The sequence below is a fragment of the Aquimixticola soesokkakensis genome (assembly GCF_900172375.1).
In the GTDB taxonomy this organism is placed as follows: Bacteria; Pseudomonadota; Alphaproteobacteria; order Rhodobacterales; family Rhodobacteraceae; genus Aquimixticola; species Aquimixticola soesokkakensis.
This window is the reverse complement of the sequence record NZ_FWFS01000006.1, coordinates 111,941-127,245: the sequence shown is the minus strand read 5'-3', so window position 1 is coordinate 127,245 and position 15,305 is coordinate 111,941. Positions and strand designations below refer to the sequence as shown.

General features: G+C 63.7%; 9 protein-coding genes. 5 read left to right on the top strand and 4 right to left on the bottom strand.

Going from position 1 to position 15,305, the window contains the following annotated elements; all coding sequences use genetic code 11:
* The first annotated feature begins 12 nt into the window (after positions 1-12).
* The 5 genes from glgB to AQS8620_RS08985 all read left to right on the top strand — a co-directional run bounded on the left by glgB (position 13) and on the right by AQS8620_RS08985 (position 8,945).
* The gene (gene glgB / locus AQS8620_RS09005; protein WP_085836527.1) at positions 13-2,304 is read left to right on the top strand and encodes a 1,4-alpha-glucan branching protein GlgB; all 2,292 of its coding nucleotides are present in this window, start codon (positions 13-15) and stop codon (positions 2,302-2,304) included.
* A 55-nt stretch (positions 2,305-2,359) separates the two neighbouring features.
* A complete protein-coding gene (gene glgC / locus AQS8620_RS09000; RefSeq protein WP_085836526.1) occupies positions 2,360-3,634 on the top strand; it encodes a glucose-1-phosphate adenylyltransferase in 1,275 nt (424 codons plus the stop codon).
* Positions 3,635-3,703: 69 nt separating this feature from the next.
* Positions 3,704-5,176 carry a glycogen synthase GlgA gene (gene glgA, locus AQS8620_RS08995; RefSeq protein ID WP_085836525.1) on the top strand — a complete coding sequence of 491 codons (1,473 nt, stop codon included), beginning with the start codon at positions 3,704-3,706 and terminating at the stop codon, positions 5,174-5,176.
* Positions 5,173-7,311 (top strand): glycogen debranching protein GlgX, encoded by a 2,139-nt coding sequence (glgX, locus tag AQS8620_RS08990; RefSeq protein ID WP_085836524.1) that lies wholly within the window; start codon positions 5,173-5,175, stop codon positions 7,309-7,311. Before glgA ends, glgX begins: the two co-directional genes overlap by 4 nt.
* A 2-nt stretch (positions 7,312-7,313) precedes the next feature.
* The gene (locus tag AQS8620_RS08985) at positions 7,314-8,945 is read left to right on the top strand and encodes an alpha-D-glucose phosphate-specific phosphoglucomutase (protein ID WP_085836523.1); all 1,632 of its coding nucleotides are present in this window, start codon (positions 7,314-7,316) and stop codon (positions 8,943-8,945) included.
* A gap of 79 nt (positions 8,946-9,024) precedes the next feature.
* On the opposite strand, the gene cysG is transcribed toward AQS8620_RS08985, so the two are convergent.
* The 4 genes from cysG to AQS8620_RS08965 are packed head-to-tail and all read right to left on the bottom strand — an operon-like array spanning position 9,025 to position 15,302.
* On the bottom strand, positions 9,025-10,383 hold the full coding sequence (gene cysG, locus AQS8620_RS08980; RefSeq protein WP_143267487.1) for a siroheme synthase CysG: 1,359 nt from the start codon (positions 10,381-10,383) through the stop codon (positions 9,025-9,027).
* Positions 10,380-11,336, bottom strand: a complete 957-nt coding sequence (locus AQS8620_RS08975; RefSeq protein ID WP_085836522.1) for a glycosyl transferase family protein — start codon at positions 11,334-11,336, stop codon at positions 10,380-10,382. The genes cysG and AQS8620_RS08975 overlap by 4 nt, the downstream gene beginning before the upstream one ends.
* Position 11,337: 1 nt before the next feature.
* The gene (locus AQS8620_RS08970; protein ID WP_085836639.1) at positions 11,338-14,031 is read right to left on the bottom strand and encodes a nitrate reductase; all 2,694 of its coding nucleotides are present in this window, start codon (positions 14,029-14,031) and stop codon (positions 11,338-11,340) included.
* A 17-nt stretch (positions 14,032-14,048) separates the two neighbouring features.
* Positions 14,049-15,302 (bottom strand): NAD(P)/FAD-dependent oxidoreductase, encoded by a 1,254-nt coding sequence (locus AQS8620_RS08965; RefSeq protein WP_085836521.1) that lies wholly within the window; start codon positions 15,300-15,302, stop codon positions 14,049-14,051.
* Between the last annotated feature and the right edge of the window lie 3 nt (positions 15,303-15,305).

Below are 15,305 nucleotides of genomic sequence, written 5' to 3'. Positions count from 1 at the left end.
AGGACCACGACGATGGCCGGATCGCCAAAGGACAAGACCACCAAGACATCCGCGCGCCAAAGCGCCAAGACCACCAAGACACCCGCGCCCCAAGGTGCAGCTCCCCGCACGACACCGACCGATACCCCCCTGCCGCCACCGCGCGCCCTGCGCGATCTCGTGGACGGGCAGCACGGCGATCCGTTTTCCCTGCTGGGGCTGCACGAACGCGAAGGTCGCCTGACCCTGACCGTCTACCTCCCCGGTGTGAGCCGCGTCACCGCCCTGATCGGCAAAACCATGCGCGTGGACCTGCACCGCGTCACCGGCGCGCCGGATGTGTTTACCGCGGTGGTGCGCAAGGGCACGAAGACCTACCGCCTTGAAGCCGAGCACGACGGCTATGTCTGGACCTTCGAAGACCCCTACCGGCTTGGGCCGGTGCTGGGGGATCTGGACGAATACCTGTTGGGCGAAGGCACGCACCGCCGCCTCTGGACCGCCTTGGGCGCGCATGTGATGACCCACGCGGGGCTGGAGGGCACGCATTTCGCCGTCTGGGCCCCCAATGCCAAACGCGTCTCGGTGGTGGGCGATTTCAACATCTGGGACGGGCGTCGCCTGCCGATGCGCAAGCGCGGCGCGACCGGGGTCTGGGAAATTTTCCTGCCCGGCCTGGGCGAGGGCACCACCTATAAATACGAGGTGCTCGGCGCGACTGGCCATGTCGCCCAAAAGGCCGACCCCGTTGGATTTGGCGCAGAACACCCGCCTGCAACCGCCTCGGTGGTGCGCGACATTCGCAACCCGGTCTGGCAGGACGCCGCCTACCTCAAACACCGTGGCCCGCGTCAAAGCATTGATGCCCCGATTTCGATCTACGAGGTGCATCTGGGATCGTGGCGGCACAAAGTCGAGGAAGGCGGTCGCCCGCTGTCCTATCTGGAACTGGCGACGGAGCTGGTCGATTACGCCCATGACATGGGGTTCACCCATCTTGAACTGATGCCGGTTTCCGAATTCCCCTTTGACGGATCGTGGGGCTATCAGCCCGTTGGCATGTATGCGCCGACCATCCGCTTTGGCACCCCTGCCGAATTTCGCGCGCTGGTGGACGCGGCGCATGGCAAAGGCATCGGGGTCTTGCTGGACTGGGTGCCGGGGCATTTCCCGACCGATGCGCACGGGCTGGCACAGTTTGACGGCACGCCGCTGTACGAACATGCCGACCCCAAGGAAGGCTTCCACGTCGACTGGAACACATTGATCTACAACTATGGCCGCGCAGAAGTAGCCAACTACCTGATTTCAAACGCGCTTTACTGGATGGAAGAATATCACATCGACGGGCTGCGCGTGGATGCCGTGGCCTCGATGCTGTATCGCGACTATTCGCGCAACCCGGGCGAATGGGTGCCCAACAAGGATGGCGGGCGTGAAAACTACGAGGCGATCAGCCTGATGCAGCGCGCCAATACGATCACCTACGGCGAGGTGGACGGCATCATGACAATCGCCGAGGAAAGCACCTCCTACCCCGGAGTCTCGCGCCCCGTGGACGCGGGCGGTCTGGGCTTTGGCTACAAGTGGAACATGGGCTGGATGAACGACAGCCTGCGCTACATGGAACAGGACCCCATCCACCGCAAATACCACCACAACGACATCACCTTTTCGATGGTCTATGCCTATTCCGAGAACTTCGTGCTGCCGATCAGCCACGACGAGGTGGTTCATGGCAAAGGCTCGATGATCGACAAGATGCCCGGCGAGGGCTGGGAAAAATTCGCCAACCTGCGCGCCTATTACGGCTTCATGTGGACCCACCCGGGCAAGAAGCTTTTGTTTATGGGCTGTGAGTTTGCCCAGGGCGTCGAGTGGAACCACAATGCCTCGCTCGATTGGCACCTGCTCGATATTCCCGCGCATAAGGGCATGCAGACGCTGATCCGCGATCTCAACACGCTGTATCGTGCGACGCCCGCCCTGCATGTCAACGACACGCGCCCCGAGGGGTTTGCGTGGATCGACGGGGGCGATGCGGAAAATTCGGTGCTGTCCTTTGCGCGCTTTGGCACGCAGAGCGACGCCCCCTGCGTGGTGGTGGTGAATTTTACCCCCGTGACGCGCGAAGGTTTTCGCGTCGGCTTTGTGCGCGCGGGCCACTGGCGCGAGGTCCTCAATTCCGACGCCAGCCGCTACGGCGGTGGCGATCGGGGCAATGGCGGCGGCATCGACACCGAAGATGTGGAATGGAACGGGCAGGCCCAATCGGCCCTTCTGACCTTGCCCCCGCTCAGTGTCATCGTGTTCGAATATAAATAAGGTCAACAGACCACAACGCGCGGTCAATTGGCCCGCATTCCTTGGGAGGGGACATATGCAACCACTGAACGTACCCGAGCGGCTGTCCAACCGCGCAATGGCTTTTGTTCTGGCGGGCGGTCGGGGGAGCCGCCTGAAAGAACTGACGGATAACCGCGCCAAGCCTGCGGTCTATTTTGGCGGAAAAACGCGGATCATCGACTTTGCACTCTCCAATGCGCTCAATTCGGGCATCCGCAAAATGGCGATTGCCACGCAGTACAAGGCGCATTCTCTGATCCGCCACTGCCAGCGCGGCTGGTCTTTTTTTCGCGCCGAGCGCAACGAATACCTCGACATCCTGCCCGCCTCCCAACGCGTTTCCGAAACGCAGTGGTATCTGGGCACCGCCGATGCCGTCACCCAGAACATCGACATCGTGGACAGCTACGACGTTGATTACGTTGTGGTTCTGGCAGGCGATCACATTTACAAAATGGATTACGAAATCATGCTGCGCCAGCATGTGGACACGGGCGCGGATGTGACCGTGGGCTGCCTTACGGTGCCCAAAGCCGAAGCCACCGCCTTTGGGGTCATGGGCATCGACAAGTCGCGCCGCATCACCTCATTCCTTGAAAAGCCCGCCGATCCGCCGACCATTCCGGGCGACCCCGACAATGCGCTGGCCTCGATGGGGATCTATGTCTTCAACTGGGCCTTTCTGCGCGACCTGCTGCTCAAGGATGCCCAGGACGCCAATTCCAGCCATGATTTCGGGGCCGACCTCATCCCCGAGATCGTGAAAAACGGCAAGGCAATGGCGCATTTCTTTGACGACAGCTGCGTTACAACGGGGCTGGAAACCCAACCCTACTGGCGCGATGTGGGCACGGTGGATGCGTTTTGGGCGGCCAATATCGACCTTACGGAATTCACCCCCGCCCTTGATATCTATGACAAAAGCTGGCCAATCTGGACCTATTCGGAATCCGTGCCCCCCGCGAAATTCGTCCACGACCAAGAGGATCGGCGCGGCCTTGCGATTTCCTCGCTGATTTCGGGCGGCTGCATCGTGTCGGGCTCCGAGGTGCGCAATTCCCTGCTGTTCACCGGCGTCAAAGCCCATAGCTACTCCTCCCTCTCCAAAGTGGTGGCCCTGCCCTACTCGCAGTTCGGGCGCAACGCGCGCCTGTCCAACTGCGTGGTGGATCGCGGCGTCCTCATCCCCGAAGGGTTGGTGGTGGGCGAGGATCCGCAGGCCGACAGCGAATGGTTCCGCGTGACGGATACGGGCGTGACGCTGATCACCCAATCCATGCTCGACAAGCGCGCCGCCGCGCTCACCTGAGCTTTGGTCGGGCCGGCGCGCAGGCTGGCCCGACCCTTCTGCCCCAACCTATGCACAAGAGACCCTGCCATGCTCGACATCCTGTCCGTAACGTCCGAATGCGTTCCGCTGATCAAAACAGGGGGGCTTGCGGATGTCGCGGGCGCGCTGCCCAAAGCGCTTGGCACCTTGGGTCACCGGATGCGCACATTGCTGCCCGCCTACCCCGGTCTGGTTGCCAAGCTCACCGACACGCGTGTGGTCTGGTCGGACCCCGACCTCTTTGGCGGCCCTGCGCAGGTGATTTTCGGCACGGTCGCGTCGGAGGCCAGCGGGGGCGAAGGAACTGGCGCAACCGAGATCCTGCTGCTGCAGGCGCCGCATCTGTTCGACCGCGCCGGCGGGCCCTACCTTGATCTTGACGGCGTGGATTTTGCCGACAATCCCGAACGTTTTGCCGCGCTGTCCTGGGTGGGCGCACAGATCGCGATGCACGGGACCAGCGACGGGTGGCGGCCGCGCCTGGTGCATTGCCACGACTGGCAGGCCGCCCTCGTGCCCTCCTACCTCAAGTTTGCCGGTCACGGCCATATCCCCACCATCCTCACCATCCACAACATGGCCTTTCAGGGGCTGGCTCCGGCAGATCGCACCGAGGCGCTGCGCCTGCCCTGGCACGAATTCCACGCCGATAGTTTCGAATATTTCGGCCAGATTTCCGCCCTCAAGGCCGGCCTGAAACATGCGTGGAAACTGACCACCGTGTCCCCGACCTATGCGGGCGAATTGATGCGGCCCGAGTTCGGGATGGGAATGGACGGGATCATCCGCGACCGCTCAACCGATATGGTCGGTATCCTCAACGGGATCGATCTGGACCTGTGGAATCCGCAAACCTGTGACACGCCCTATGGCTTGCGCACCCTCAAGAAAAAAGCCAATGCCCGCCGTGCGCTGGCTGCGCGCTTTGGCATTCATGCCCATGACGCGCCGCTGGCCATCGTGGTCTCGCGCCTGTCCCATCAAAAGGGGCTCGACCTGCTGGCCGAATGCCTGCCCGAATTTATCGAACAGGGCGGCGCGGTGGCGGTGCTTGGGACGGGCGACAAGGCGCTGGAACAGGCGTTTCGCGATCTGGGCAACCGCTACCCCGGACGTGTGGGAGTGGAAATCGACTACGACGAAGAGTTGAGCCACCTGATGTTTGCGGGCGGCGATGCGGTGCTCATCCCCTCGCGTTTCGAGCCCTGCGGCCTCACCCAGCTGTACGGGTTGCGCTTTGGCACCTTGCCACTGGTAGCCGCGACCGGCGGTCTTGCGGACACCGTGATCGACGCCAATCCGGCCGCTTTGGCGATGGGTGTCGCGACCGGCTTTACCTTTCATCCCACCGAACCGATCGCCTTGTCCTTTGCGCTTGAACGCTTGCTGATGCTTTTTGCCCAGCCCGACCTCTGGACGCAAATGCAGCGCAACGCCATGAAACAGCCCGTTGGCTGGGACACCTCCGCCGCCGCCTATATCGCACTCTACGAAAGCCTCACCAGCGAGGCCGCACCATGAGCCCCTCTGCGGCCACATCGCGCCAGAACTATTACACCCTCAGCGATGGCAGCCCGAAGGATCTGGGGGCGGTTCCCGATTTCGACGGCGTCAATTTCGCGGTGTTTTCGCAAAATGCAACCCAACTGGACCTGTGCCTATTCTCGGATGATGGCCGCAAGGAATTGCAGCGTATCCCCATGACCGCGCGCAGCGGCGATGTCTGGCATGTGCATGTCGGCGGGCTGAGTGCGGGGGCGAAATACGGGTTTCGCGCCCATGGACCCTATGCCCCCGAAGAGGGCCACCGCTTTAACCCCAACAAGCTGCTGCTCGACCCCTATGCGCGCAAAATCAGCGGAACCCTGCGCTGGTCGGACACGCTTTTGGGCTACAAGGGCGGCTCGTCGCGCGGCGATCTGTCGTTTGACACCCGCGACAGCGCCTTTGCCATGCCCAAGGCCGAAGTGGTCCACAGCCTGCCCGCCTACCCGCCCGAGCGGCGTCCCAAATCCCCCGATGTGCCTCTCAATTACGAGGCCCATGTCAAAGGTTTGACCAAAACCCACCCCCAGATTGCCCGTGCCATTCGCGGATCGTTTCTGGGAATGTCCGCGCCGCCCATGCTGGAACACCTCACCGCGCTGGGGATCACCACCGTGCAGATCATGCCTGCGCAGGCCTTTCTGGACGACCGCTTTCTGGTCGAAAAAAACCTGCGCAACTACTGGGGCTATAACACCATCGGCTTTTTCGCGCCCGAGCCGCGTTACATGAGCCAGAACCAGATCTGGGAATTCCAGTCCATGGTCGCGGCCTTTCACGCGGCGGGCATCGAGGTGATCATGGATGTGGTCTACAACCACACCGCCGAAGGCAATGAACAGGGGCCGACCCTGTCGTTTCGCGGCCTCGACAACGCCTCCTACTATCGCCTGCAATCCAACAACCGCCGCCTCTATGACAATGACACCGGCACGGGCAATGTGGTGAACATGAGCCACCCCTATGTGCTGCGCATGGTGATGGATTCCCTGCGCTATTGGGTGGAAATCATGGGCGTTGACGGGTTTCGGTTCGATCTGGCGACGACACTGGCGCGCGGGCCCAACGGCTTTGAGCGCGAGGGGGCGTTTTTGCAGGCCATCCGGCAGGATCCGGTGCTGCGCGGCGTGAAACTGATTGCCGAACCCTGGGACATCGGTCCGGGCGGCTACCAGTTAGGGGCGTTTCCCCATCCCTTTCTCGAACTCAACGACAGGTTTCGCGACGAGGTGCGCCGGTTTTGGACCGGCGAAAGCCATCTCACCCCCGCGCTGGCCACGCGCGTTCTGGGTTCTTCGGACGAATTCGACCACGCGGCACGCGATGCGCTGACCTCGGTCAACTTCGTGACCGCCCATGACGGATTCACGCTGGAAGATGTGGTCAGCTACAACACCAAACACAACGAGGCCAACGGCGAAGACAACCGCGACGGGCATGGCGCGAATTTCTCTGACAACTGCGGTGTCGAAGGTCCGACGGAGGATCCGTTGATCCTTGCCAAACGCGCGTTGCGCAAACGCAACCTGATGGCCACGATGTTTCTGTCCCAAGGCACGCCGATGCTGCTGGCGGGGGATGAAATCGGCAACACCCAAGGCGGCAACAACAACGCCTATGCGCAGGATAACGCCACCGGCTGGATCGACTGGGCCAAGACCGACACCGAATTTCTGGATTTCATCGGACGGCTTTCGGCGCTGCGTCACGCCCATCCCGTGCTGCACCAACGCGACTTTTTGCACGGCCAGACCCGCAAATCCGACGGGATGCGCGACCTTGTCTGGCTGAAACCCGACGGCACCGCGCCCGGTGACGCCGACTGGCACGATCCGGCATGGCGCGCGCTCTGTGTGGAAATCCGCACCAGCGCCGAAGTCCCCGCAGGCGACCGCGAAGCCGACCCTTTGTGGTGCTGTTTCAACAACGGCGAGGCGGTGACGGCCACCCTGCCCGCCGCCCCTGCGGGCCACGCTTGGGCGCTGATCCTCGACACGACCGATCCGGCCTGCCGCGTTGCGCCGATCCATGGCCCGACCCTCGACATTCCCGCCACCAGCACTATCGTAGCCGCATTGATCCCTCATCCGACAAAAGCAAAGCACCTTTGAAAATGACCGTTCTGACCAAGACTTTTTCCTCCTTTGACGACCAGAAACCCGGCACCTCGGGGCTGCGCAAGAAAACCCGCGCTTTCATGGTCGAGCACTACCTTGAAAGCTTTGTCCAAAGCATTTTCGACGCCACGGGCGGGGTGAAAGGCAAGGTTCTGGCGCTGGGAGGCGATGGCCGTTTTTTCAACGTCGAGGCGGCGCAAACCATCCTCAAAATGGCCGCCGCCCAGGGCGCTGCAAAAGTGATCGTCGGCCAGAACGCCCTGCTGTCGACCCCCGCGGCCTCGCATGTCATCCGCAAATACAAAACCGATGGCGGCATCATCATGTCGGCCTCCCACAACCCCGGCGGGCTGGAGGAGGATTTCGGCGTCAAGTTCAACATGGCCAATGGCGGCCCCGCCCCCGAAACCGTTACCGCCGCGATGTTTGAACGTTCCAAGGTGCTGACATCCTACGATATTCTCGACCATGCAGGTGTCGACCTGGGCACCATCGGCAGCGTCACCTTGGGCGATATGGTGGTCGAGATCATCGATCCGGTCGCAGATTACGCCGACCTCATGCAAGAACTGTTCGATTTCGATGCGATTGGCGCGATGTTCAAAGCGGGCTTTAGCATGCGCTTTGATGCCATGTGCGCCATCACCGGCCCCTATGCGAGCGAGATTCTCGAACGCCGCCTTGGCGCGCCTGTCGGCACCGTGACCCACGGCACACCGCAGCCCGATTTCGGCGGAATGCACCCCGACCCCAACCCCACTTGGGCCCATGAGCTGATGGACGAGATGATGGGCGACAGCGCGCCCGATTTCGGCGCGGCCTCCGACGGGGATGGCGACCGCAACATGGTGGTGGGCGCAGGCATCTATGTGTCCCCCTCCGACAGCCTCGCGGTGCTGGCGGCCAATGCGCCGCTGGCCAAGGGCTATGCCAAAGGCCTCGCGGGGGTGGCGCGCTCGATGCCCACCTCGGGTGCTGTGGACCGTGTGGCCGCCAAGCTGGGGCTGGACTGTTTTGAAACCCCGACCGGCTGGAAATTCTTTGGCAACCTTTTGGATGCGGGCAAGGTCACGCTGTGCGGCGAGGAAAGCTTTGGCACGGGTTCGGATCACGTGCGCGAAAAAGACGGGCTGTGGGCGGTGCTGCTCTGGCTCAACATTCTGGCAAAAACCGGAAAATCCGTGCGCGAGCTGATGGAAGCCCATTGGGCCGAATTCGGCCGCACCTATTATTCGCGCCATGATTTCGAAGCGATCGAGACCGAGAAAGCCGATGCGATGATGGCAAGCCTGCGCGAGCGCCTGTCGGGTCTGGCCGGCACTTCGGCGGGCGGTCTGGGCATCGAGGGGGCGGATGATTTTTCCTACACCGATCCCGTCGACGGCTCGGTGTCGGCCCATCAGGGCGTGCGGATTTTCTTTACCGGCGGGGCGCGGATCGTGTTGCGCCTGTCGGGCACGGGCACCTCGGGGGCAACCCTGCGGCTCTATCTGGAACGCTTTGAGGCGGATGCCGCCCAACACGGTCTGGACCCCCAAGAGGCGTTGAAACCGGTGATCGAGGCCGCGCATGAGGTTGCAGCCATCACACAGCACACGGGGCGCCAAACACCCGATGTGATCACCTGACCCTGCGCCAAAACACAGGTCCCATAACTGGTCAAAACACAGATGGTGCGCGCCCGCGCGCGCCATCTCGCCGTTCTTGCTAAGCGTTTTTGGGCACGCGGATCAACAGAATCGCTTGGGACGTGATGTTTGCAGCCGCCAAGGCTTCGGGCAGCGCGGCCACGGTTGTCGATATCTGGATCTCGCGCCGCGTGGTGGCATGGGCGACGACATCCACCGGCACATCCCCCGCAACCCCTTGTGCCAAAAGGTTTTCGCGTACTTTGTCAGAGGTATGCACCGCCATGTAAAGCGCCAGAACCGTGCCGGGTTTGGCAAGGCTGGCCCAATCGGGCTCTCCCGTCCCCGGCTTGAGGGTGCCGGTGGCGAAGGTCACGCGGTCGGTCACGCCGCGCTCGGTGAGCGGGCGGTTCATCGCGGCCGCCGCAGCCGACGCCGCCGTGATGCCTGACACGATTTCGCAAGGCACCCCCGCCGCCGCCGCCGCGTCCAGTTCCTCGCCCGTGCGCGCGAAAATCGCCGGATCGCCGGATTTGAGCCGCACAACCTTTTGTCCCGCCAGCGCCGTTTCCACGATGATCTCGTTGATCCGGTCCTGAGGCCACTCGTGGGCGCCCACGACCTTGCCCACGAACACCCGTTCGGCGTCGCGGCGCGCCAGTTCCAGCACATCGGGATCAACCAGACGGTCGTAGAAAATCACATCCGCCTCTTGCAGACGTGCCACCGCGCGCAGCGTCAGCAGGTCGCGCGCCCCAGGGCCGGCACCGACAAGCGCGATGGAGCCGCGCCCCGTTTCTGTCGGCACGCGACCCTCATGGATCGCCTGTTTGATCAGGTCGAAGGCCTCGCGTTCGGCTCCGCGCGCGAACAGGCGGCGCGGCGCATCGTTGAAGGTCCAGCGCCAGAATTCGCGCCGGTTCTCCTTGGGGATGCTGCGCGCCACCGCGTCGCGCATCCGCCCCGCAAAGCCGACCATTTCGCCCAGTCGCGGTTCCAGCAATTCCTCAAGCCGCGTTTTGACCGCCCGTGCCAGAACGGGCGCGGCCCCTTCTGTGCCGATGGCCACCACCAACGGATCGCGGTCCACCAGCGAGGGCGTCGTCGCCTCGCACAGGTCAGGGCGGTCCACCACATTCACCAGCGCTCCCGCAAGCGCTGCAAGATCGGCCAGACAGGCGTCTGCAGCGGGCGATCCGGTGCCAATGAACACCAGCGCCTTGCCTTTGAAGCTGTCGGGGGTGAGGGGCCCCGTGGCGTGGGACAGCTTGCCCTCGGCCACCAAAGCCGCCAGTTCGTCGTCGATTTGAGCGGCATGGACGGTGATGCGCGCTTCGGTTTTCAGCATCAGACGCGTCTTTTGCGCGGCCTGTTCGCCGCCGCCCGCGATCAGAACATCGCGGTCCGCCATGCGCAGAAACATCGGAAAGAACTTCACGCGCGGCCCTCCCACAGCACGCGCGCGACGGCCAGCGGCTCGCTTACACCCAAAGTGTCCAGCGCAAGCGCCGCCGTGCCGATCACAACCGCCTGTGCGAAGGGATCCGCCAGTTTGCCCGACCACAAATCCGCCAAGGCCTCGCGCGGGTGATCGTCCTCGGCCAGCCGGCGGGTTTCCTCCAGCAAGGGCGGATGGGTGGGCATCCAGTCGACCCCGCCGCGCAGCCCGTAAAGGGCGATGTCCTTGGCTGGATGGCGTTCGAATTCGCCGCCGCCGCCCTTGATGATGGTCAGGTTTTTCTGCCCCAACAGCTTGCCCGTTTCCGCCTGCAATTCACGGTAGGGCGGATGGAACACGCCCTGCACGGCCGCCTCGGCCTGCGCGGGATTCATCACCCGCAAAACAGTGTTTACACAAGACCTTAGCTGAAAAACTTCGCGCAACTTCACAAGTTCCAAAGCCCGCTCGGAAATGCATTCGAGCGGCAGATAGGCGATGTTGTGCATGTCCAGCAAATGCGCCGCTTCCATCAGGCTGCGCGCTTGTGTGATACCGGCAAACGGCAGGGCTTCGCGCACGCTCGCGCTCACGTCCTGATGGGAATTCCAGCCGTGGATCAGCACCGGATGACCCGCTTTGGCGACCAGTTTGGCCGACAGCAAGAACCACGGCAACCCGCGCGTGCGCCCCGCCGCATAGGACGGCCAGTCCAGCGCGGGGCGCGGGCCGGTCCACTCGGGCAAGGTGTCGCGCAGCGCCTGCACGAACCCTGCAATTTCCGCCGGAACCTCGCCACGATAGCGCATCAACATCAACAGCGCGCCGACCGCATGGGGGTCGGCCTCGCCGGACAGAATCAGGGAAAAAGCCTCGCGGGCTTCTTCTTGCGTCAGCGAACGCGCCCGTCCGGGGCCACGTCCCATGGCCCGAACGAAGGGGGCGAGTGTCATATTATTCCGCGGCCTCTTTCTTGGCGCTGGTGCTTAGCAACGCCTGCAACTCAGGACGGCACGAACCGCAGTTCGTCCCTGCCTTCAGAGCTACCCCGATGGCATCCACGGACGCAAGACCCTGCGCCTCGATCGCGCTCACAATGGTATTGATTCCAACGTTGAAGCACGAACAGATCGTCGCGCCGGGGTCGGGCATATCGGCCCCCGGTCGCCCCGCAAGGATCGGCGGGCCGCTGGGCTGGTCGAGTTGCCCCACCACATGGGCGCGCGCCACAGCCACCGGATCGCGCGCGGCAAAAAGCGCTCCTGCCAACACCCCGTCGCGCAAGAACGCGACGCGCCACAGACCCGAGGCATCGTCAAACAGCGTGAGCGCCTCGCAGCTGTCGGGGTCGAGGTCGAGCAGGCGCGCCGCAAAGCGCAGCCAGTCCGCAGGCTCTTTGTCATCGGCCAGTTCGATGCGCCAACCGGTCTGCGCGCGGGCCTTGGCCCAATAGCGCGTGCCGGCCTGGGGCTCGTGCACCGAGACGGCAAACCCGTACCATGCCGCGCTATGGGGGCTGACACGCACCGGCGTGGCCTTGCTTTCGGGTTGGCCGGACACCGGATCGACGATGGGTGCGACCAGCGCGTCGATACGCCCCGTGGGCGCGGTTTCGCCCGTCCAGTGCATCGGGGCAAAGACCTCGCCCTGGCGCAGCCGGTCCGTGACCAGCACCCGCAGGGTCGCCGTGCCGCGCGGGCTGGTGACATCGGCCAGGCTTGCGGGTTTGAGGCCCAAAGCCTTTGCATCCACGGGATGGATTTCGAGGAAAGGTTCGGCCAGATGCCCGCCAAGGCGCGCCGACAGCGCCGTGCGCGTCATCGTGTGCCAATGGTCGCGCACACGGCCCGTGTTCAGCCACATGGGATATTTGCGCGCGCGTTTGCCTTGCGGCGGGCGATGCGTGACCGGCAGCATTCTGGCGCGGCCATCCTCGGTGAAAAAGCCGCCCTGCCCGAAAAACCGCCCGCCGGTTTTCACCGTAGACACGGGCCATTGCACCGGTTGCAGCGCCTCATATTCGGCATCGGTGATATCCTTCAGGCCGGAAATGTCGAAATCGCGCCCCAGATGCGCCGCCAGCCCCGACAGCGCCGCGTATTCGCGGAAAATATCGACGGGGCGTTCGTATTCAAAGCCCGAAAACCCCATGCGCCGCGCCACATCCGACAGGATGTCCCAGTCATGGCGCGACTCGCCCGCGCTTGGCAGGAAGGCGCGCTGGCGCGAGATGCGGCGCTCGGAATTGGTGACGGTGCCGTCCTTTTCGCCCCAGCCCGTTGCGGGCAACACCACATGCGCCAGTCTGGCGGTATCGGTGGTGGCATACATGTCGGAAACGACGACGAAATCGCAGCCCTCCAGCGCGGCTTTCACCGCATCGGCGTCGGGCATGGAGACAACGGGATTGGTGCAGATGATCCAGATCGCCTTGATCTTGCCGCTGCCCACCGCCTCGAACATATCCACCGCCTTCAGGCCGGCTTTATCGGCCATGACGGGGGCGTTCCAGAACCCCTGCACCGCGTCGCGGTGGTTGGCGTTTTCGAGATCAAGATGGCAGGCCAGCATATTGGCAAGCCCGCCGACTTCGCGCCCGCCCATGGCATTGGGCTGTCCGGTGACGGAAAACGGCCCCATTCCGGCGCGCCCGATGCGCCCTGTGGCAAGGTGGCAGTTGAGGATGGCGTTCACTTTATCCGCCCCTGCCGAGGATTGGTTCACGCCTTGCGAATAGACGGTGACGGTTTTTTCGGTGCTGCAGAACCAGTCAAAAAATGTGGCAATATCGCCGGCATCAAGGTCGCACACCGACAGGTCCACGGCCTGGGCCGCTGCAAGTGCCGCATCGAACCCGTTGACATGGGTCTCGACAAAGCTGTCATCCACAGCGCCGGATTTGGCGATGGCGGCGAGCAGACCGTTGAAGAGCGCCACATCGGACCCGGGCGCAAGCGGCAGATGCAAATCCGACAGATCGCAGGTGGCTGTGCGGCGCGGGTCGATGTTGACCACGCGCATCGTCGGGCGCGCGGCCTTGGCGGCGGCAATGCGTTGATAGAGCACCGGATGGCACCACGCGAGGTTCGACCCTGTCAGGACGACCAGATCGGCCTCTTCGAGGTCCTCATAGGTGCCCGGCACGGTGTCGGTGCCAAAGGCGCGCTTGTGGCCCGCCACAGAGGACGCCATGCAGAGCCGCGAATTGGTGTCGATATTGGCCGAGCCGACGAACCCCTTCATCAGCTTGTTGGCGACGTAGTAATCCTCGCTCAGCAATTGGCCCGAAACATAGAGCGCGACCGAGTCCGGCCCGTGTTTCTCGATGGTCTTGGCAAAGCGGCTTGCCACCAGATCAAGGGTTTGCGACCAGCCCGCCTTTTGCCCGTAGACCTGCGGGTGCAGGAGCCGTCCCTCGGTCGAGACGGTCTCGCCCAAGGCCATGCCCTTGACGCACAGACGGCCGAAGTTGGCGGGGTGGTCGGTGTCGCCCGCTATCTCCACGCGCGGCGTGGGGGCGGTGAAATCGGGGGTCGCAATCACGCCGCAGCCGACGCCACAATAGGGGCAAGTGGTGCAGGTGGACGCACCACCACCTGCACCTTTGCGCGGGGATCGGTCGATGTGTCCCTCGCTCAAACTGGTCATATCTGTGCCCTTTCGCATCAAGCGGTCAGCGAGCAGCGCCCGCCATAAGCGTCCAGCGGTGCCGCGCCTTCAAATGCGGGGCCAAACATCAGCACATCGCGCATCTCGCAAATGTCGCGCCCCTCAAGAATGATATCGTATAGCCATGCGCTGTCGGCGGTATCGCCATACATGACAGCGCCAATCAGCTGTCCCGCCTCGATCACGAGGCGTTTGTAGTGCCCGCGCGCCGGATCGCGGAAAACGATGTTCTCGCGCCCAAGGCCTTCGGAAAAATCCCCCGCCGAAAACAGATCGCAGCCGGTGACTTTCAGCTTGGTGGCAAGCTCGGTGATCCGGAAGGCGGCCTCCTGCCCCTGCAGAACCTGCGCCAGCACCGCCGCCTGATCATAGAGCGGCGCGACAAGCCCAAAGAGCGTGCCCTCGAATTCGGTACATTCGCCCAAGGCGTAGACGTCGGGCGCGCTGCTGCGCATCTGCGCATCCACCACCACCCCGCGGTTCACCTCAAGACCGGCGGCGCGCGCCAGATCGGTGGCAGGGCGGATGCCCACAGCCATGACCAGCAGATCGCAAGGGATCTCGCGCCCGTCCGCCAGTTGCAAGGCGCGCACATGCCCCGCACTGTCGCCCAGAATTTCCTGCGACGCGGCCCCAAGGCACAGGGTGATGCCGCGCGCCTCAAGCGCTTTGGCCAGAAGCCCCCCCGCCTCGGCGTCCAGCTGGCGGTTCATCGGGTGGCCCGCATTGTGGATGACGGTCACATCGACGCCGCGCTCGGCCATGCCCGCCGCCGCTTCCAGGCCCAGCACACCGCCGCCGATGACCACCGCACGTTTGCCCGCAACCGCGCCAAGGTCGATCATCCGCTGAGTGTCCTCGACATCGCGGTAGGCCATCACGCCCTCCAGACCGGCACCGGGAAGCGGGACGATGAAGGGGGTCGACCCGGTGGCAATCACCAGATCGTCGTAGGGCACCGACCCCTGTTCGCCGCTCACCAACCTCGCGTCGGTATCGATGGCCGTGACCCGCTCGCCAAAGCGGCAGGTGACCCCGCGCGCGCTGTACCAGTCCGGCCCGTGGGTCATGATATCGGCAAAGGCCTTTTCCCCCGCCAGCACCGGCGACAGCATCAAGCGGTTGTAGGTGCCGCGCGGCTCGGCGTTGAACAGCGTGACCTCGAAGGTCTGCGGCGCGGCCTCAAGCAGCCGCTCCAACAGACGCCCCGTGGCCATGCCCGCGCCGATGATGACAAGACGCCGGACCACGGG